The 20,096-nt window shown below is 43.2% G+C and carries 13 protein-coding genes; 6 read left to right on the top strand and 7 right to left on the bottom strand.

The features are described from left to right. Positions 1–12 precede the first annotated feature (12 nt). A complete protein-coding gene (recN, locus tag L1070_RS06340) occupies positions 13–1,686 on the top strand; it encodes a DNA repair protein RecN (RefSeq protein WP_237124890.1) in 1,674 nt (557 codons plus the stop codon). 180 nt (positions 1,687–1,866) lie between these two features. Here the strand turns inward: recN and L1070_RS06335 are convergent, their stop codons facing one another. The 3 genes from L1070_RS06335 to L1070_RS06325 all read right to left on the bottom strand — a co-directional run bounded on the left by L1070_RS06335 (position 1,867) and on the right by L1070_RS06325 (position 8,618). After that, a complete protein-coding gene (locus tag L1070_RS06335) occupies positions 1,867–3,282 on the bottom strand; it encodes an FAD-dependent oxidoreductase (protein WP_237124889.1) in 1,416 nt (471 codons plus the stop codon). Positions 3,283–3,290: 8 nt separating this feature from the next. After that, positions 3,291–7,745, bottom strand: a complete 4,455-nt coding sequence (gene gltB, locus L1070_RS06330) for a glutamate synthase large subunit (protein ID WP_237124887.1) — start codon at positions 7,743–7,745, stop codon at positions 3,291–3,293. A gap of 525 nt (positions 7,746–8,270) precedes the next feature. Further along, positions 8,271–8,618, bottom strand: coding sequence for a Grx4 family monothiol glutaredoxin (locus L1070_RS06325; RefSeq protein ID WP_070985589.1), 348 nt, complete (start codon positions 8,616–8,618; stop codon positions 8,271–8,273). Between the two features lie 241 nt (positions 8,619–8,859). On the opposite strand from L1070_RS06325, the gene L1070_RS06320 reads away from it, so the two are divergent. The 4 genes from L1070_RS06320 (at position 8,860) to L1070_RS06305 (ending at position 14,402) form a co-directional block, all read left to right on the top strand. Beyond that, positions 8,860–9,441: a Fe-Mn family superoxide dismutase gene (locus L1070_RS06320; RefSeq protein WP_070984864.1), complete on the top strand. Its 582-nt coding sequence runs from the start codon at positions 8,860–8,862 to the stop codon at positions 9,439–9,441. A 203-nt stretch (positions 9,442–9,644) separates the two neighbouring features. Further along, the gene (locus L1070_RS06315) at positions 9,645–11,567 is read left to right on the top strand and encodes a PrkA family serine protein kinase (RefSeq protein WP_070984862.1); all 1,923 of its coding nucleotides are present in this window, start codon (positions 9,645–9,647) and stop codon (positions 11,565–11,567) included. Positions 11,568–11,594: 27 nt separating this feature from the next. Next, the gene (locus tag L1070_RS06310; RefSeq protein ID WP_237124886.1) at positions 11,595–12,878 is read left to right on the top strand and encodes a YeaH/YhbH family protein; all 1,284 of its coding nucleotides are present in this window, start codon (positions 11,595–11,597) and stop codon (positions 12,876–12,878) included. A gap of 18 nt (positions 12,879–12,896) precedes the next feature. Further along, a complete protein-coding gene (locus tag L1070_RS06305; protein WP_237124885.1) occupies positions 12,897–14,402 on the top strand; it encodes a SpoVR family protein in 1,506 nt (501 codons plus the stop codon). 36 nt (positions 14,403–14,438) lie between these two features. Here L1070_RS06305 and L1070_RS06300 read toward each other — a convergent pair whose 3' ends face one another. Further along, positions 14,439–15,437 carry a sensor domain-containing diguanylate cyclase gene (locus tag L1070_RS06300; protein ID WP_237124884.1) on the bottom strand — a complete coding sequence of 333 codons (999 nt, stop codon included), beginning with the start codon at positions 15,435–15,437 and terminating at the stop codon, positions 14,439–14,441. Between the two features lie 4 nt (positions 15,438–15,441). Further along, entirely contained in the window at positions 15,442–16,446 is a 1,005-nt protein-coding gene (locus L1070_RS06295; protein ID WP_070984852.1) for a response regulator, read from the bottom strand. A 220-nt stretch (positions 16,447–16,666) separates the two neighbouring features. Here L1070_RS06295 and tpx point away from each other — a divergent pair, with 220 nt between their 5' ends. After that, complete coding sequence (tpx, locus tag L1070_RS06290) at positions 16,667–17,248, top strand: thiol peroxidase (RefSeq protein WP_070984849.1); 582 nt, start codon at positions 16,667–16,669, stop codon at positions 17,246–17,248. 70 nt (positions 17,249–17,318) lie between these two features. Here the strand turns inward: tpx and adk are convergent, their stop codons facing one another. Further along, a complete protein-coding gene (gene adk / locus L1070_RS06285) occupies positions 17,319–17,963 on the bottom strand; it encodes an adenylate kinase (protein WP_070984846.1) in 645 nt (214 codons plus the stop codon). A 156-nt stretch (positions 17,964–18,119) separates the two neighbouring features. Continuing rightward, positions 18,120–20,033 carry a molecular chaperone HtpG gene (gene htpG, locus L1070_RS06280; RefSeq protein WP_237124883.1) on the bottom strand — a complete coding sequence of 638 codons (1,914 nt, stop codon included), beginning with the start codon at positions 20,031–20,033 and terminating at the stop codon, positions 18,120–18,122. Positions 20,034–20,096: the final 63 nt, after the last annotated feature.

Below are 20,096 nucleotides of genomic sequence, written 5' to 3'. Positions count from 1 at the left end.
TGGATGCACAGTATGCTTATTAACTTAGAAATTAAAAACTTTGCTATTGTAAACGCGCTACAAGTTGAATGGCGTTCGGGTATGACCGCCATCACAGGCGAGACGGGCGCTGGTAAGTCTATTGCTATAGATGCGCTTTCATTGTGTTTAGGTGAGCGAGCCGATGCCTCAGCCATTCGCCCCGGAGCTGACAAAACTCAAATAAGTGCACACTTTGATATCTCAAAATTACCCGTCGCAAAACAATTTTTAAGTGAGCATATGCTCAACAACGAAGATCAAGATTGCATTTTACGCCGCGTCATTGGTAAAAACGGCCGCAGCAAAAGTTATATCAATGGTATTGCTGTTACCGCAGGCCAACTTAAAGAGCTAGGCCAACATTTGATCTCTATTCATGGTCAGCATGCTCACCAATTGTTACTCAAACCAGAGCATCAACTCCACCTACTCGACGCTTATGCTGGGCACCACGCTTTACTTAACGCAGTCAATGCGCAATACAGCCACTTCAATAAACTACAGCGCGAATACAGCGAGTTGCAAAAGCAGCAACAAACGCAAGTTGCAAAGCAACAACTGCTTGAATATCAAGTTGCAGAATTAGATGAGTTTGCTTTACAAAATGGCGAGTTTGAGGAAATAGAAACAGAGCACAGTCGCTTAAGTCATAGTCAAACGATACTAGAAACCTGCCAACGTGAGCTTGCGCATCTATACGAGGATGATCAAACCGTACTGAGCCAACTTCAACACAGCGCGCAAAAATTTTGTGAGTTAGCCGGCTACGACAACCAGCTCAGTTCTATCGCACAAATGCTTGAAGAAGCCGCCGTACAAATAGAAGAAGCTTGCCGAGAAGTACGTAGCTATGGGGAAAACATCGAGCAAGATCCAATGCGCCTACAAGAGGTGGAAGAGCGCTTGTCAAAAGCAATGGACTTAGCCCGTAAACATGCAATTAAACCAGATGAGCTATTTGCCTTTCATCAGCAATTAAAACGAGAACTCAACGAAATCTGTTCAGATTCTGAGCGCTTAGATGCGTTAGAGCAAGAAATTGCAGACGCCATACATGCCTACAACATTGCCGCAAAAGGGCTAAGTGAAAGCAGGCAAGCAGCCGCTGGGCAACTTAATGAATTGATCTCCAAAAGCATGGCATCACTCGCCATGGAGAATGGCCGTTTTGCGATTGAGTTGACACAAAAGCCACAACAAAAACCTGCGGCCAGCGGATTTGATGATATTGAGTTTTTGGTCTCAACTAACCCTGGCCAACCATTACAACCACTAGGTAAAGTTGCCTCTGGGGGAGAGCTTTCACGTATTAGTTTGGCAATTCAGGTTATCATCGCCCAGCGTGTCACCACGCCAACACTCATATTCGATGAAGTAGATGTAGGTATTTCTGGCCCCACCGCATCGCAAGTAGGTAAGTTGCTCAGACAATTAGGTCAATCCACTCAAGTTATTTGTGTCACGCATTTACCACAAGTTGCATGTAGTGGCCACCAGCAGTTTTTTGTTGCTAAAGTTGTTGAAAATGGCGAAACCTTCACGTCTATGAAGCCACTAGAGCATGAGATGCGCGTTGAAGAAATTGCCCGTCTGATCGGTGGTGATAAAATCAGCGCTACCACCAAAGCCAGCGCACAAGAGTTGCTTTCGGTGCAAAGTGCATAGATTAGTGGCGTTGGTCGAATAAGCGAAACGCCATCCTGCTTTTTGAAAATATAGCCATGCGGGATGGCTCTACTTCGCAGCTTATCGAGCCTAAAAGTGAAAGTTCGCCACAAAAAAGCCCGCTGTCGCGGGCTCGATGGTCTTACTACTTAGTTTGAATCTTAAAGCCTTTATTGGTGTTTACACATCCAAATAATCCAGTATTCCCTCGGCCGCATTACGGCCTTCAAAAATAGCGGTTACAACCAAATCTGAGCCTCTGACGGCATCACCGCCGGCAAAGATTTTTGGATTGCTGGTTTGGTGGGTGAACTGCCCTTTTTCTGGCGCTTCAATACCACCCCAGTGATTAATTTCTACATCATATTGTGCTAACCAATCTAAGCTATGTGGCTTAAACCCGAATGCCATTAATACCGCATCGGCGTCCAAGGTATGTTCAGAACCGGGGACTTCTTCGGCTCTTCTTCGGCCATTCTCATCTGCTTCACCGAGCTGAGTTTGTACCATTTCAACACCTTTAACATGGCCATTGTCATCCACCACAATGCCCTTGGGCTGGAGGTTGAACTTAAACTCAACCCCTTCTTCTTTGGCGTTCTTTACCTCACGACGAGAGCCAGGCATGTTCTCTTCGTCACGGCGATAGGCACACACTACTGAGGCTGCATTTTGTCTCACCGATGTACGTACACAGTCCATGGCCGTATCTCCGCCACCAAGCACAACTACCTTTTTACCTGCCATGTCGATGAAAGGCTGTTTTGTTTCATCATATCCCATCACGCGGTTGGTATTACCTACCAAAAATGGTAGCGCATCATATACACCCGGAGCATCTTCGTTTGCCAATCCTCCTCGCATGCTTTGATATGTACCAACACCTACAAACACGGCATCATACTGAGATAGCAACTCATCCATACTGATGTCTTTGCCCACTTCAGTATTCAACTGAAACTCAACACCCATTTCGCTAAATATTTCTCTGCGCTTCTCCATTACCGACTTTTCAAGCTTGAATGAAGGAATGCCAAAGGTGAGCAGTCCGCCAATTTCTGGGTTACGGTCAAACACTACCGGCTTCACGCCATTACGAACCAATATATCAGCACACCCTAACCCTGCTGGACCGGCTCCAATAATAGCAACTTTTTTATCACTCCAAACAACGTAAGACATGTCTGGCTTCCAGCCTTGGGCAAATGCGGTATCTGTGATGTATTTTTCAATATTACCAATGGTAACCGCGCCAAATTCCTCGTTTAGTGTACAGGCGCCCTCACATAGCCTATCTTGTGGACAAACACGGCCACAGACCTCAGGCAAGCTGTTAGTGCGATGAGACAGCTCAGCCGCTTCGAATATACGCCCCGTTCTGATCAGTTTTAGCCATTGTGGTATGTAGTTGTGTACCGGGCATTTCCACTCACAATAAGGGTTGCCGCAGTCAAGACAGCGATCTGACTGCGAATTTACCTGACTGGTAGAAAAAGGTTCGTAAATCTCCACAAAAGATTGCTTGCGCGTTGAAATTGGTTTCTTACGCGGGTCTACCCTTTGTACGTCAATAAACTGATAAACATTTTCGCTCATACTTCCCCCTATTGAGCCTGCACACGAAGCTCTGCGCTACTGCGCGCTCTATGCCCTAATAGGCTTTTTACATCGCTCGATTTTGGCTTTACCAATTTAAACATTGGTAAGTACAAATCAAAATTAGCTAACACCTGCTCTGCCCTTGACGAACATGTTAATTCAAGGTGTTCGGCAATCAGGCCGCGTAAATGCTCTTGATGAGATGGCAATTGTGTTAGCTCTACAACTTCAACCAATTCTGGGTTAATGCGTTTAGCAAAGTCGTTACCTTCGTCTAAAACATACGCAAAACCACCAGTCATACCCGCACCGAAGTTGACACCGACAGCACCTAAGATACATACAACGCCACCGGTCATATATTCACAGCCATTGTCTCCTACTCCTTCGACAACGGCTTGCACGCCCGAGTTACGAACAGCAAAGCGCTCGCCAGCTCGGCCCGCAGCAAACAACTTACCGCCCGTTGCACCATACAAACAGGTGTTACCCATAATAGTGGCTTGGTGACTGGCAAAGCTTGACCCCATGGGCGGTCTAATAACCAACTTACCACCGGCCATGCCTTTACCCACGTAATCGTTCGCATCACCCACCAGCGTCATTTCTAGGCCGCCAGCATTCCAAACACCGAAAGACTGACCCGCAGTACCATGTAATTCAATCGCAACTGGGTCCGCTGCCATACCCTGATTACCGTGTTTACTGGCAATATAGCCCGATAGCATGGCACCTACAGAGCGGTCTGTATTACTGATGCGATTAACTAAAGAGATCCCTGTTTTGTCATCAATTGCTTGCTTTGCTTTATCCAACAGAAGCTCGTTCAACTGACCTTGGTAGTGAGAAGTATTTGCTGCGCTGCAGTAAAGCGTTTCACCCGATGGGTTATTTGGCTTAGCAAGTAAACCTGACAGGTCTAATTTAGCCTGTTTGGCAGTGCGCCCTTCTATCATCTCTAGTAAGTCGGTACGACCAATAATATCAACCAAGCGAGTGACACCCAATGCCGCCATCAGCTCTCGAGCCTCTTGCGCAATAAACTTAAAGTAGTTCATCGCCATGTCTGGTAAACCGTGATAATGCTTTTGGCGCAATGTTTCATCTTGAGTAGCAACACCCGTTGCACAATTGTTCAAATGACAAATACGCAAGTACTTGCACCCCAAAGCAACCATAGGACCTGTGCCAAAGCCAAAGCTCTCCGCACCCAAGATGGCAGCTTTGATGATGTCTAAGCCCGTTTTCAAGCCACCATCTGTTTGCAAGCGAATACGGTGACGTAGTCCATTTTCAACCAAAGCTTGTTGAGTTTCGACTAAACCCAACTCCCACGGGCTACCTGCATACTTAACTGATGTCAGTGGACTCGCGCCTGTGCCTCCGTCATAACCTGCAATGGTAATGAGATCGGCATATGCCTTTGCCACACCTGTCGCTATCGTGCCAACCCCAGGCTCCGATACCAGCTTGACCGAGATTAAGGCATTTGGATTCACCTGTTTTAGGTCGAAAATAAGCTGCGCCAAGTCCTCAATTGAATAGATATCGTGATGTGGTGGTGGTGATATTAAAGTCACACCAGGCACAGAATAACGCAGCTTGGCAATATAAGGCGTGACCTTTTCACCCGGTAGTTGCCCACCTTCACCCGGTTTAGCACCCTGTGCCACTTTGATCTGAATTACATCAGCACTATGTAAATAATGAGGTGTGACACCAAAGCGACCAGAGGCTACCTGTTTAATTCGTGAATTTTTCTCAGTGCCAAAACGAAGTTTATCTTCACCCCCTTCACCTGAGTTAGAGCATCCACCTAAGCGGTTCATCGCAATGGCTAATGCTTCATGGGCTTCGGGAGACAGGGCGCCAATACTCATCGCTGCTGAATCAAAACGCTTGTAAAGCTCTGTTGCAGGCTCTACATCATCGATATTGACTGGGGTCTGAGTTTTTAGCGCCAGTAAATCTCGTAAGTTCGTCACTGGGCGATTGTTTACCAGTTGCGCATATTTCAAGTAGTCTTCATAACTACCCGAACGTACCGCTACTTGAAGGCTTTGCACAACATCTGGGTTGTAGGCATGATATTCACCGCCGTGAACATACTTAAGCAATCCACCATGACTTAACAGCTTACGCTTGCTAAACGCTAGTTTATGTAACTTTGCCTGATCCTCAGAAAAGTCTTCAAAACATGCACCTTGAATGCGATTAGCAACACCTTTAAAGCACAGCTCAACCACACTATCTGACAGCCCTACCGCTTCAAATAACATTGAGCAACGATATGACGCAATGGTGCTGATCCCCATTTTCGACATGATCTTGTACAACCCTTTGTTAATCGCATTGCGATAAGCCAAGGTGACTTCTCGATAAGTTTTTTTGATCACGCCCGAGTCACACATCGCAACCAAAGACTCATATGCCAGATAAGGGTATATCGCTGTTGCTCCAAAACCGAGTAATACAGCAAATTGATGCGGATCTCTGGCACTGCCTGTTTCAACAATAATGTTTGAGTCGCAGCGCAGGTTACTATTTACTAACCTTTGTTGCACCGCTCCAACAGCCATCGCCGCAGGTATCGGAAGCGTGCCTTCACTAATCTCACGGTCGCTGAGTACAACCATTACGCAACCAGCTTGCGCTTTTTGCTGAGCTTCATCACAGACTCGAATAATGGCATTTTGTAAGCCTTCTTCCTGTGTGTACTGCAAGGAAACTTTACAGATAGAGTAATGTTCGTCATCTGCATTGCGTAACTGCTGCATATCAGAGTAAGACAATACGGGTGAATCAAATTGTAAGCGCTTGGCGTGTCCGGTCGTCTCATTAAATACGTTTTGCTCTCGGCCAATACAAGTTGCCAATGACATCACGTGATTTTCACGAAGTGGGTCGATCGGTGGATTGGTCACTTGCGCAAACTTTTGACGGAAATAGTCAAACAAAGAACGGTAACCCTCTGATAGTACAGCAAAAGGTGTATCATCTCCCATCGAGCCAGTTGCTTCTTGGCCGTTTTGGCCCATCACCCGAAGCACCTGCTCTAGCTCTTCGTTGCTGTAACCGAATAATTTCTGATATGTCAGTAGCGTTTGCTCATCTAAATCTCGACCACCAGCCTGCTGTTCGTCTAGTTGTTCAAATGGCGTTAACCGCTTGACGTTTTGTTCTAGCCAAGCTTTGTAAGGGTGTCGAGCCTTGAGGTCTTGGTCAATTTCATCCGATTGCCAAATTTTGCCATGTAACGTATCGACTACCAACAACTCCCCAGGACCAACACGACCTTTATCGATAACTTCATCCGCCGCATAATCCCAAATACCCACCTCAGATGCGAGCGTGATAAAACCGTCTTGCGTCAGTACATAACGCGCGGGTCGCAAGCCATTTCTATCTAAGTTACAAGCTGCAAAGCGCCCGTCAGACATAACAATACCTGCAGGCCCATCCCATGGCTCCATATGCATTGAGTTAAAGTCATAAAATGCACGTAAGTCTTCGTCCATCGCTCGGTTCTTCTGCCACGCTGGAGGTACAAGCATACGCATAGCACGAAATAGATCCATTCCGCCTGCTAGAAACAGCTCAAGCATGTTATCTAAGCTAGATGAGTCAGAACCTTCTTCATTAACAAATGGCGCTGCGCTTTGTAAGTCAGGCAATAAAGGCGAAGAGAACTTGTAAGCACGTGCTCTAGCCCATTGACGGTTACCCGTGATGGTATTGATTTCACCATTGTGAGCCAAATACCTAAACGGCTGAGCTAACGGCCAACGTGGTTGTGTATTAGTTGAAAAACGTTGGTGGAACACACAAATCGCGCTGGTCATACGCATATCAGCTAAATCAAGATAAAAGTTTGGCAAGTCCGCTGGCATCATTAGCCCTTTATAGACGGTGACCAAACCAGATAAGCTCGATATATAAAACTGTTTATCATCGAATAAACGCTTCTCGATGCGACGTCTAGCAATGTACAAGCGACGCTCAAGATCTTTAGGGCGCCAACCTTCAGGCGCACTCACAAATACTTGCTCAAACTTTGGTAACTGTTTTAACGCAATTGGACCTAGCATAGATGGGTCGGTGGGTACTTCTCGCCAACCAACAAGCGTCAAGGTTTCTTTTTCTAATTCTTCATTAACAACTTTTCGTGCTGCTTGGGCAAGTTCACTATCAGTGTTTAAGAACATCATACCAACCGCATAATTCTTTCCTAACCGCCACTGTTGCTCAGCAGCAATAGCACGGAAAAAGCTATCGGGTTTTTGTAATAATAATCCGCAGCCATCACCAGTTTTACCATCGGATGCAATACCACCACGGTGCTGCATTCGGTCTAACCCAAGAATTGCCGTGCGAATGAGTTTGTGGCTCGCCTGACCATTGATATGTGCTATCAAGCCAAAGCCACAGTTATCTTTTTCTAGTGCCGAGTCATATAACATGGACTCCTCCCCTTGCTACAACTGCCATTGGTTACACTTCTAACGAGATTTTTGACAGATATTCAAAACTAGCGAGGTTTTATATTGGAGTCAATACAATTATGAATACATATTCATTAATATGAATATTTCTCATTGGTATGACAAATTAACCGAAAGTAAGAAAAATCGCTCCACACCGTAATAAATGACTAAAAAAAGACCATGACACCAGTGTCAATTTAAAATAAAAGTTAACAAAAAAGCTATCCACATTCAGTTTACGTAAACGTAAGCCAAGTAACAAATGAATAATTATTCACTCAATCTTTACTTACCAAGCGTCGTTTTAGCAATGCAGTGCATATTATTCAATAGCCTTTTTGATCACATCGAGTTGGCATTTGTAATGAAGAGAAATTGTCGGAAGATAAAGTTAACGTTGACGTCAACTTTCATTCAATACTAAAGAGTTACTTGCATGCTAGGTACAAAAAAGCCCAACTTTTAGTTGGGCTCAAAGTGAATTGCTCTGATTGCAGTGGCTTACTCAGCCGAACTAGACTCTTCAGTCTTATATTTTGCTGCTGTTTCTTGAATTAGTGGCTGTAACTCACCACGTTGAAACATTTCAATGATAATGTCGCAGCCACCAATCAGCTCACCTTCAACCCATAGTTGTGGAAAGGTTGGCCAATTAGCGTAATGTGGTAATTCAGCGCGGATATCTGGGTTAAGAAGGATATCAACATACGCAAATTGCTCGCCACATGCCATTAATGCTTGCGCAGCTTGTGACGAAAAACCACAGTTAGGTAATTTTGGAGAGCCTTTCATATAAAGAAGAATCGGGTTTTCAGAAATTTGCTGTTTAATTTTATCAATGGTTTCCATCTTTAACCTCAAAGTGACGATAGCGTTTTGGTCTGTGATAGTAATGCGTGCTTGAAATATCACCATTAAGACCACATTTACGATTAGTATTAAGGCAACGCCATTGCTGTTTGCCAAAACTTGAGTAAAATACTCGGGAATTATAGTATCACTATAATGCCAATTCGTATAGAACAGAGCAGTTATCTACGCTATGTTTGGTATTCTGATTTGGCATTCAAACAACAAAATGGAGATTAACATGGCATTTGAACTACCGTCACTACCTTATGCAATCGATGCGCTTGAGCCTCACATTTCACAAGAGACTTTAGAGTTTCACCACGGTAAGCACCACAACACTTACGTTGTTAAACTAAACGGATTAGTTGAAGGCACTGAATTCGCTAACAAAACTTTAGAAGAAGTGGTATGTAGTTCAGAAGGTGGAGTATTTAACAACGCTGCGCAAATCTGGAACCACACATTCTACTGGCACAGCCTATCACCAAACGGTGGTGGCGAGCCGGCTGGTAAAGTAGCAGAGCTAATCAACGCTAAATGGGGCTCATTTGCAGCATTCCAAGAAGCGTTCAACGACAAAGCCGTTAACAATTTCGGTTCAAGCTGGACTTGGTTAGTGCAACTAGCAGATGGTTCACTAGATATCGTGAACACTTCAAACGCTGCAACACCGCTTACAGAAGCAGGCGTAACACCAATCCTAACTGTTGACCTTTGGGAACACGCGTATTATATCGACTACCGCAATGTTCGTCCTGACTACCTGAAAGGTTTCTGGGCATTAGTTAACTGGGAATTTGCGAATAGCAACCTAGCTTAACAATTACGACTTATTCGGCAATAGAATTATTGCAATAAAAGGCACTTTCAGTGCCTTTTTTATTTCCTCGTTTCCCGCACACAAATGCATTAAATATTTGGAATTTTTAGGCAAATTTCAAATATCAAGACTAAGCTTAAGATAACCTTTTCCTTTGTAGATAAAACAGCTTTTTTTATGTAAGCAGGTTATTGGAGGTCGTTATGACGATATTTGAACACTACCAAGCCAGATACGAAGCCGCACAAGAAGAAGAGTACAGTATCGCCGAGTTTCTAGAGATCTGTAAAGAAGATAAATCGGCCTATGCAAGTGCTCCTGAACGCCTATTGATGGCCATTGGTCAACCTGAAATGATCGACACTGCAAGCGATGCACGCCTTAGCCGGATTTTCTCTAACCGCGTGATTGCACGCTATCCTGCTTTTAGCGAATTCTACGGAATGGAAGACGCGATAGAGCAAATTGTGTCTTATTTAAAACACGCCGCCCAAGGACTAGAAGAATGTAAGCAGGTACTCTATTTGCTAGGCCCCGTTGGTGGTGGTAAGTCATCCATTGCTGAAAAGCTAAAATACTTGATGCAACAAGTACCTATATACGCAATCAAGGGCTCGCCTGTAAATGATCATCCACTTTCCTTATTTAACCCAATTGAAGATGCTGAACTACTAGAAAAAGAATATGGTATTAAACCCCGCTACCTAAAAACAGTGATGTCACCATGGGCGGCAAAAAGGCTACATGAATTTAACGGCGATATTAGCAAGTTCAGAGTGGTTAAGCGCTATCCATCTATTTTGGACCAGATTGCTATCGCTAAAACAGAACCTGGCGATGAAAATAATCAGGATATTTCGGCCCTTGTAGGTAAGGTAGATATCAGAAAGCTTGAGCACTATGCCCAAAATGACCCAGATGCTTATTCGTATTCGGGTGCTTTGTGTCTTGCAAACCAAGGCTTAATGGAATTCGTCGAAATGTTTAAAGCGCCAATCAAAGTGCTTCACCCGTTGCTTACAGCCACTCAAGAAGGCAATTACAACGGAACCGAAGGGATTTCAGCACTCCCCTTCAGTGGCATGATTTTGGCGCACTCAAACGAGTCTGAATGGCAGACCTTTAAGAATAACAAAAACAATGAAGCGTTCTTAGACCGTGTTTATATTGTCAAAGTACCTTACTGTTTGCGTGTCTCTGAGGAAGTTAAGATTTATAACAAACTCATAGAAAATAGCGAACTGGCGCTTGCTCCATGTGCTCCAGGTACGCTTGAGACTTTAGCAAAGTTTGTTTCACTGTCACGAATTAAAGAACCTGAAAACTCAAGCATCTACTCAAAAATGAGAGTATATGATGGAGAAAGCTTAAAAGACACAGATCCTAAAGCAAAATCCTATCAGGAGTATCGCGACTATGCGGGTGTTGATGAAGGTATGACAGGGCTATCTACCCGTTTCGCGTTTAAGATCCTCTCTCGCGTATTCAACTTTGATCACGCAGAGGTTGCTGCAAACCCCGTACATTTGTTTTATGTACTAGAACAGCAAATTGAACGTGAGCAATTCAGTGCCGAATTACAGGAGCGCTACTTAAGCCACCTTAAGGGCTATCTCATTCCTCAATATGTTGAGTTTATAGGTAAAGAGCTACAAACCGCTTATCTAGAATCTTACTCTGAATATGGCCAAAACATTTTTGACCGCTATGTTACTTATGCTGATTTCTGGATCCAAGATCAGGAATACAGAGACCCCGATACCGGCCAGTTGTTTGATAGAGCAGCCTTAAATGCTGAACTTGAAAAAATTGAGAAACCTGCTGGGATCTCTAACCCTAAAGACTTCCGTAATGAGATAGTTAATTTTGTTCTACGTGCTCGTGCGCACCATAATGGGCAAAACCCTGTTTGGACCAGCTACGAGAAGCTACGTACCGTTATAGAGAAGAAAATGTTCTCTAATACCGAAGAGCTGCTTCCTGTTATTTCGTTCAACGCTAAAACTTCGGCTGAAGATCAGAAGAAACATGAGGACTTCGTAAACCGCATGGTTGAAAAAGGCTATACCCAGAAGCAAGTACGATTACTCTCTGAATGGTATCTAAGAGTTAGGAAATCACAGTAAGACGATTAGAAACTGAGAGGGTGATTTATGGCGCATTTTATAGACCGTCGCCTGAACGGTAAAAACAAGAGTACCCTAAACCGACAACGTTTCATTAGACGTTATAAAAAACAGATAAAAGAAGCCGTGTCGGATGCTATCAATAAACGCAGTGTTACTGATACAAGTAGCGGTGAGAGTATCTCTATACCACAACGAGACATCAGTGAACCTATTTTTCATCAAGGTAAAGGTGGAGACCGTGAGCGGATCCACCCAGGCAATGATCAATTTAGTACTGGTGACAAGATCCAACGTCCCCCTTCGGGTCAAGGAGGGGGCGCAGGCCAAGGCGATGCCAGCGACCAAGGTGAAGGCGAAGATGATTTTGTGTTTTCTATCTCCAAAGATGAATATCTGGACCTACTATTTGAGGATTTGGAGCTACCAAACTTAAAACAAAGTCAGCTAGATAAGCTAGTACAAATGAAAACGCATCGTGCTGGTTTTTGTAACGATGGGATGCCAAGTAACTTAGATATAGTGCGCTCACTACGCGGGTCGCTCGCACGTAGAGTTGCCATGTCTGCGAGTAAACGTAGACGTCTGGCAGATGCTGAAGAAGAGCTACAGGCTCTACTAAACGAACCTGTACCACCTCAACAAAAAATTACTGAGCTTGAAGCGGAAATAGCTGATCTAAAGCAAAAAATCGCAGCGGTCCCTTTTATAGACAACTACGATTTACGGTTTAGAAATTATGAAAAACGCCCTCACCCTACAAGCAAAGCGGTAATGTTCTGTTTGATGGATGTGTCTGGGTCGATGGACCAAGCAACAAAAGACATGGCAAAGCGCTTTTATATTTTGCTGTATCAGTTTCTTACACGCACTTACAAAGATATTGAAGTGGTGTACATCAGACACCATACTCAAGCCAAAGAGGTTGATGAGCAGGAGTTTTTCTACTCGCAAGAAACTGGTGGAACAATTGTTTCTAGTGCTTTGAAGTTGATGGATGAGATTGTCAAAGAGCGCTACTCTCAAGGCGACTGGAATATTTACGCTGCACAAGCTTCGGATGGTGACAATTGGGCAGATGACTCTCCTCATTGTACGGATATTATGACCAATAAATTACTCAAGGTTGTGAGGTACTATGCCTATATTGAGATCACTACCCGCGCACATCAGAGTTTATGGCGGGAGTATCAAGCAATTGCTAATACTCACGATAACTTCGCAATGCAGCACATTCGCACCGTGGAGGATATTTATCCCATCTTTAGAGAGCTGTTCAAGAAAAACCGTCAACAACAAGGCGCAGCTTAGCCACATTGGAGGAAGCTTATGAGTTATAAGCCAATGAATGATGGGCCTGATTGGACCTTTGATCTGCTGAATGAATATCAAGTTGAAATTGCCCGTGTCGCAGAACATTACAGGTTGGATACATACCCTAATCAAATAGAAGTGATCACCGCTGAGCAAATGATGGATGCGTATTCGAGCGTTGGCATGCCAATTGGCTATAGTCACTGGTCATTTGGTAAAAAGTTTATTGCAACCGAACAAAATTATAAGCGCGGACAAATGGGGTTAGCTTATGAAATCGTTATTAACTCAGATCCATGTATAGCCTATTTGATGGAGGAGAACACTCTTCCGATGCAAGCACTTGTAATGGCACATGCGTGCTACGGGCATAATTCATTTTTTAAGGGGAATTATCTATTTAAAACGTGGACTGACGCATCATCTATCATTGACTACCTAGTCTTTGCGAAGAATTACATCGCCGAATGTGAAGAAAAGCATGGCATCGATGAAGTAGAAAACTTGTTGGACTCATGCCACGCATTGATGAACTACGGCGTTGATCGATACAAACGCCCCCAGCAAATTTCAATGTACGAAGAGCAAAAACGTCAAAAAGAGCGTGAAGACTATCTGCAATCACAAGTAAACGAACTTTGGCGTACCATTCCAGTGAGCCAGCAGGAAGAACGCATGAAGAAAGTGCGTTTTCCCAGTGAGCCACAAGAAAATATTCTTTACTTTATTGAGAAAAATGCCCCTTTATTAGAATCATGGCAGCGTGAAGTCATTCGCATTGTGCGCAAAATATCCCAGTACTTTTACCCACAAAGACAAACCCAAGTAATGAATGAGGGCTGGGCTACGTTCTGGCATTATACAATTTTGAATCACCTCTACGATGAAGGAAAAGTGTCAGATGCCTTTATGTTGGAGTTTCTACAAAGCCATACCAATGTTGTATATCAGCCTCCATACAACAGCAAGTTTTACTCCGGTATAAACCCCTATGCGCTTGGCTTTAACATGATGGTCGATATTCGTCGCATCTGCGAGAACCCAACCGATGAGGATAAATACTGGTTCCCCGAATTTGCTGGAAGCGACTGGCTGGATACGCTGCATTTTGCAATGGAAAACTTCAAAGATGAAAGCTTTATTAGCCAATTTTTATCTCCAAAGCTAATTAGAGATTTCAAGTTATTCACCATTATCGATAAACAAGCAAACCCGCACCTAGAAGTGGGTGCCATTCATAACGATGAAGGCTATCAAAAAGTGAGAGCATCGCTGTCTGCGCAGTACAATCTGAGTAACAACGAGCCGAATATTCAAGTGTATGACGTGGATGTTAGAGGGGACCGTTCCCTGACCCTAAGGTATGTTCCACAAAATGGCATTCCGCTTGCGGAGTCAAAAGCAGAAGTTTTAAAACACCTCTACAGACTTTGGGGCTTTGCTGTAAGGCTTGAACAAGCCAACGAAAATGGGGAAGTACAAGTCATTGCACAATGTCCCGTTGTTGAGGAAGAAGATTAGTCACTTATTTAAGTAACACAAGCGAGCTTGTGTTACTTAATTTGCTTTACTCGCCTTACTGGTGTCTTTTTTCAACTCTGGCGTATATTGAGTAACTTGGTTTCGACCAGACTCTTTTGAATGATATAAAGCCATGTCAGCGGCTTCAATCCATTGTTCATGCTTATTAAATTTTGGGCTATAAGTGGCAAAGCCCACACTCACAGTGATCTTTATTTGCTGTTCGTCATAAAAAATGGATGACTTTTCTATGAGGCTTCGCAAGCGCTCTGCAAATACTTTAGCCCCTTCGGCATCCGTATCCACCAAAGTTACTGCAAACTCTTCACCACCATATCTGCCCGCGGTATCCGTTTCACGTAACGTTTTCTTTAATAGATCAGAGATATGCCTTATCGCTTCATCACCACCACTGTGACCATATTCATCATTTACCGTTTTAAAATGGTCAATATCAAACATCAATAATGAGCTACAACCATTACTACGCTTTAGCCGTAAAAACTCATTACGTAATCCAGCTTCCCAATAACCCCGGTTGGCCAGCTGTGTCAAACTGTCGGTTCGACTAATACGCTCCAGTTCATGGTTAGCCTTTTCAAGCTCAATCTTGTTCATCGCCTCATCGGTGACATCATAAATAATGATGCATATGTGCCCTACTTCGCCCGTCACCATTGACAATGGAATAATGGTAGAGTTTTGATACATGTAATCCGCTTTCCCAGTAATTGGGCGATAGTTTTTAAAACGGAAGATATAAGGCTGCTGCTCCCAGATAGTGAATGAGCGATTCTTCAGAACAAAGACCGACTCAGCTTTAGAGCGAAACCATTTTTCATCAATACTTGGAAAAATATCAAAAATATCTTTATCTTTTACTGCACTGGGCAATAGCCCTGAATGGTTTTCCATAAAACCATTCCAAACACATACTCTATACTCTCTGTCTAGCACCACTAGGCCAATGTCAACGGTATTGAACATATCCATTAACCAGTGTATTTCATTCATTTCAAAATCAGCAGCAGGCATAGTTTTAATCTTCTAATAAATAGGCGACTTTATATTTTAGGGTTTTCAGTGAATCTTCTGTAAACAGCAACATCAGGTCACAGTTAATATTATGGTTTTCTATACCATAACTGATCTCTATCGCTAACGTTCTTTGCCATCGGCTCTTATTTGCCTTAACTAAGTCAGATACATCGCAATGTTGCCCTAAAACCACGGGGTGCCCTTGGCTAAAAGACATATCCAGTTGTTTTGATAAACCAGTTAAAATAGCACCGATCAAGATATTGCTAATATCCATCAACAGCTCTAATTCTACCTTATCGTTTAGCTCACCTTGATAGTTCATAAGCGATGCGACTTCTTTAAAACTAGAGTCGTTTAACAAAAGAAGCGCTTCACCAGAAACACCACCACCAATAAACCCTTGGCATACACCCGATGTACTGGCATTAGCATCAATGGCTTGCAGTGCCATATGTAACTCGCTTACTTCTAACACGTTGACATTAGGAATTGGTAACTCTACAAACACATTCAATAAACGCGCAAGCAAGTCCCCCGCTTGCCCCATTGCCACGTTTGTCAGCTCTTGATATATGTCTCTGATCTCGGGCTCTAGCTGCTCCCCCAGTTTATGGACCAAGCTTTCTCTAATCGCTCTGTCACGAATACCATGATGTTCTATGATCTCCACGAGCTTAGCTGCATCACAAGGTTTGCGAATAAAGTCTATTGCACCAAGCTCAATAACTCGCTGATGTGCGTTTGGCTGAATGTCTCCAGAAACCACGACGGTGAGTACACTTAAACCTTGTTCATTGATTGCTTGCAGAACGCCATAGCCATCCATTTGTGGCATGTTCAAGTCTAGGAAAAGAATTTCTGGTGAGTATTTTTTAATTTTTTCAATACAATCAATACCATGCTCTGCAAATTCGACTTTTATGTCCCAATCACTTGGCAACGAGCGTGCTAGCTGTCTGCGCGCCAGTTTTGAGTCATCACATATTAAGACCAATGTTGACATAAAAGCTCTCTTACATTGACAAACCACAATATTAATGAGATGTTATTAAATGGTTGCATTTATTATTATAGGTATTCTGTATTTGAATACCGCTTATTTTTACGGCACATGTTAATAAAATCAGCCTTGATTTACAACGTTATTCCTACCGTAGGCTTGGTTCATAGCTAACAGTATAATACACTCTTCATGATTACGATAACTGACTTAGGACTTGTTTATGCATAAAGCAATCATACTGGCTACAGCATTGTTTTCAGCGCAAATTTTTGCAACAGATTTTAAAGAAAATCAAATAGATAATGGCAAGGTTAACGCGAATGGCAAACCTGTAACTTTATTAGGTAATGGCGTAAAAGTAGGCCAACAAGCCCCTGATTTTAAGGTTGTTGATGGTTCGTTTGTTCCAGTTACATTAACAGACTTCAAAGATAAAGCTGTTTTAATTAGTGTGGTACCAAGTTTAGACACCGGCATATGTAGTTTACAAACCAAACATTTTAATGAAAAAGTTGCTGGCGAATTTGGTGATGTAGTCATGCTAACCATCAGCGCCGACCTGCCTTTTGCACAAAAACGTTTTTGCCAAACTGAAGGCATAGACAAAATACAAACACTCTCAGATTCAGTTTGGCATGACTTTGGTAAAAACTACGGTTTGTATATAAAAGATATGGGATTGTTGAGTCGTGCTGTTTTCGTGCTGAACAAGGAGCACAAAATAGTGTACAAACAATTGGTTGAAAACTTGGCTACCGAGCCAAATTACGACCAGACTTTAGCGGCACTAAAAGCGCTATAAAACAGCCGTTGTAAAATATCTAGTCATAAAAAATGCCAGTCACTGACTGGCATTTTTTTGTAATCTACAATTACCCTAACAATTGTGCTAACTGCTGGCTTACAGCGTCAACTGCCTGTGTACCATCAAGTTTGTGGTATTGCGTGTTACCTGCATCAGCTTCAGCCTGATAGTATGAAACTAACGGCTTTGTTTGGTCGTGATAGATACCAAGACGCTTACGAACTGTTTCTTCAACGTCATCATCACGAATGATCAAGTCTTCGCCCGTCACATCGTCTTTACCTTCAACCTTTGGTGGGTTGTAAACTACGTGGTAAACACGTCCTGAGCCTGGGTGAACACGGCGTCCGCCCATGCGCTCAACGATGATCTCGTCAGCAACATCAAACTCAATAACATGGTCGATGCTGATGCCATTTTCTTTCATCGCATCAGCTTGAGGAATAGTACGAGGGAAACCGTCAAGCAAGAAACCTTTTGCACAATCTTCTTTAGCGATACGCTCTTTTACTAGGCCGATGATGATTTCATCAGAAACCAACTGACCTGCATCCATCACTTTTTTAGCTTCTAGGCCAAGTGGTGTTCCCTCTTTGATAGCAGCACGTAACATGTCACCAGTAGAGATTTGCGGAATACCATATTTGTCCATTAAAAACTGTGCTTGAGTGCCTTTACCTGCACCCGGCGCGCCTAAAAGGATAATGCGCATAATTATGTTCCTCGTTTTCGGAGTTTATTTGAAGTTGGCTAAATTTTTTCACATGCGTCCAAGATTCTCAAGCGACTTATACTAATTGCCTACCTTAATAGTCATATAAATGCAAAAAAGGGCCGCTAAGGGCCCTTTTAAATTTAGAACTTGAGCTTATTTACTCATTTCAAGCATCAATTTGTTCAAGCGTGTTACGAATCCTGCTGGATCTTTTAGGCTACCACGCTCTGCAAGTAGTGCCTGATCTAACAACACTTCTGACCACTGTGCAAATTTATCTTCGTCTTGTTCCACATTTAAATGTTTAACAAGCTGATGCTCAGGGTTAAGCTCGAACACAGGTTTAGCTTCTGGTACTGCCTGCCCTACTGACTCCATGAGTTTTTGCATTTGTGAGCTCATATCATGATCGTCTGCAACAACACATGCTGGTGAATCAGTTAAGCGGTGCGTAAAGCGTACTTCTTTAACCTTGTCACCAAGTACACCTTTCACGCGATCAATTAAGCCCTCAACTTCTTTTTCACTTTCTTCTTGAGCCTTTTTGGTTTCTTCGTCATCCAGTTCACCTAAGTCTAGGTCGCCACGTGTAATTGACTGTAGTGGTTTTTCAGCAAACTCTGTCAGGTGGCTCATCATCCACTCATCTACTCGATCTGAAAGCAACAACACTTCAATGCCTTTCTTGCGGAAGATTTCGAGGTGAGGAGAATTCTTCGCCGCTTCAAAGCTGTCAGCTACCACGTAGTAGATCTTGTCCTGACCTTCTTTCATACGCTCAATGTATTGCTCTAAAGACACATTCTGAGTGCTTTCATCTGTATGTGTTGAGCTAAAGCGCAGTAATTTTGCAACAGTCTCTTTATTGGCAGAGTCTTCCGCTGGACCTTCTTTAAGTACTTGGCCAAACTCATCCCAGAAAGTTTGATACTCTTCTGGCTTGTTTTTACCCATACGTTCTAACATTTTTAGCACACGCGATGTACAACCCTTACGAATAGCTTGGGTGATCTTATTGTCTTGCAAAATTTCACGCGATACGTTCAATGGTAGATCGTTTGAATCTAATAGACCTTTCACAAAACGCAGGTAGCTCGGCATAAACTGCTCAGCGTCATCCATAATGAATACGCGTTGTACGTAAAGCTTTAAACCACTTTGACGTTCACGATTCCATAAGTCAAATGGCGCTTTTTTCGGAATGTACAATAAGCTGGTGTATTCAGTTTTACCTTCAACTTTGTTGTGCGCCCATGTTAGAGGCTCTTCCCAATCATGACCAACATGCTTATAGAACTCTTTATATTCTTCGTCGCTGATTTCAGACTTATCACGTGTCCAAAGTGCAGTTGCGCGGTTAATCGCTTCCCACTCGCCAGGCTTGCCTTCAATCTTCTCGCCATCAGGGCCCTCTGACTCTGGCACTGGCGCTTTATACATTTCAACAGGAATTGAAATGTGATCTGAGTATTTGGTAACGATGCCACGTAATCTAAAGTCATCTAGGAATTCTTTCTCATCTTCACGAAGATGAAGAATGATATCCGTACCACGGCCTTGCTTTTCAACCTCTGCAAGCGTGTACTCGCCTTCTCCTTTAGAGTGCCATTCTACGGCGCTCTTTTCACCGGCTTTACGGGTAACGACGGTAACCGCATCGGCAACAATAAATGCTGAATAGAAACCAACACCAAATTGACCGATTAGCTGTGAGTCTTTGGCTTGGTCGCCTGTCAGGTTTTGGAAAAACTCAGCGGTACCCGATTTTGCGATAGTACCCAGTGAGCTGATCACCTCATCGCGTGTCATACCAATACCATTATCAGAAATGGTGATGGTGTTGGCATCTTTGTCTACGCTAACACGTACGCGAAGCTCCGCGTCGCCTTCGTATAAGTCACCATTTGATAAAGCTAAAAAGCGTAGTTTATCTGCTGCGTCAGATGCGTTTGACACCAGTTCACGTAAAAAGATCTCTTTGTTTGAGTACAAAGAATGGATCATTAGGTTTAATAGTTGTTTGACTTCTGTTTGAAAGCCTAATGTTTCTTTTTGAGCTGCGGTCATTGTTCTCTCCGGTATAACCAATAGATGCAGTGTTAATATGTCAAAGGATATGGGGTGGAGTTT

It is taken from the genome of Pseudoalteromonas sp. MMG022 (assembly GCF_021654245.1).
GTDB lineage: Bacteria > Pseudomonadota > Gammaproteobacteria > Enterobacterales > Alteromonadaceae > Pseudoalteromonas > Pseudoalteromonas amylolytica.
This window is presented reverse-complemented; position numbering and strand designations above follow the sequence as displayed.

What these genes read in the sequence shown, in the direction of transcription:
- recN (WP_237124890.1), top strand. Translation starts at nt 13, where the DNA reads ATGCTTATTAACTTAGAAATTAAAAACTTTGCTATTGTAAACGCGCTA.
- L1070_RS06335 (WP_237124889.1), bottom strand. Translation starts at nt 3,282, where the DNA reads ATGAGCGAAAATGTTTATCAGTTTATTGACGTACAAAGGGTAGACCCG.
- gltB (WP_237124887.1), bottom strand. Translation starts at nt 7,745, where the DNA reads ATGTTATATGACTCGGCACTAGAAAAAGATAACTGTGGCTTTGGCTTG.
- L1070_RS06325 (WP_070985589.1), bottom strand. Translation starts at nt 8,618, where the DNA reads ATGGAAACCATTGATAAAATTAAACAGCAAATTTCTGAAAACCCGATT.
- L1070_RS06320 (WP_070984864.1), top strand. Translation starts at nt 8,860, where the DNA reads ATGGCATTTGAACTACCGTCACTACCTTATGCAATCGATGCGCTTGAG.
- L1070_RS06315 (WP_070984862.1), top strand. Translation starts at nt 9,645, where the DNA reads ATGACGATATTTGAACACTACCAAGCCAGATACGAAGCCGCACAAGAA.
- L1070_RS06310 (WP_237124886.1), top strand. Translation starts at nt 11,595, where the DNA reads ATGGCGCATTTTATAGACCGTCGCCTGAACGGTAAAAACAAGAGTACC.
- L1070_RS06305 (WP_237124885.1), top strand. Translation starts at nt 12,897, where the DNA reads ATGAGTTATAAGCCAATGAATGATGGGCCTGATTGGACCTTTGATCTG.
- L1070_RS06300 (WP_237124884.1), bottom strand. Translation starts at nt 15,437, where the DNA reads ATGCCTGCTGCTGATTTTGAAATGAATGAAATACACTGGTTAATGGAT.
- L1070_RS06295 (WP_070984852.1), bottom strand. Translation starts at nt 16,446, where the DNA reads ATGTCAACATTGGTCTTAATATGTGATGACTCAAAACTGGCGCGCAGA.
- tpx (WP_070984849.1), top strand. Translation starts at nt 16,667, where the DNA reads ATGCATAAAGCAATCATACTGGCTACAGCATTGTTTTCAGCGCAAATT.
- adk (WP_070984846.1), bottom strand. Translation starts at nt 17,963, where the DNA reads ATGCGCATTATCCTTTTAGGCGCGCCGGGTGCAGGTAAAGGCACTCAA.
- htpG (WP_237124883.1), bottom strand. Translation starts at nt 20,033, where the DNA reads ATGACCGCAGCTCAAAAAGAAACATTAGGCTTTCAAACAGAAGTCAAA.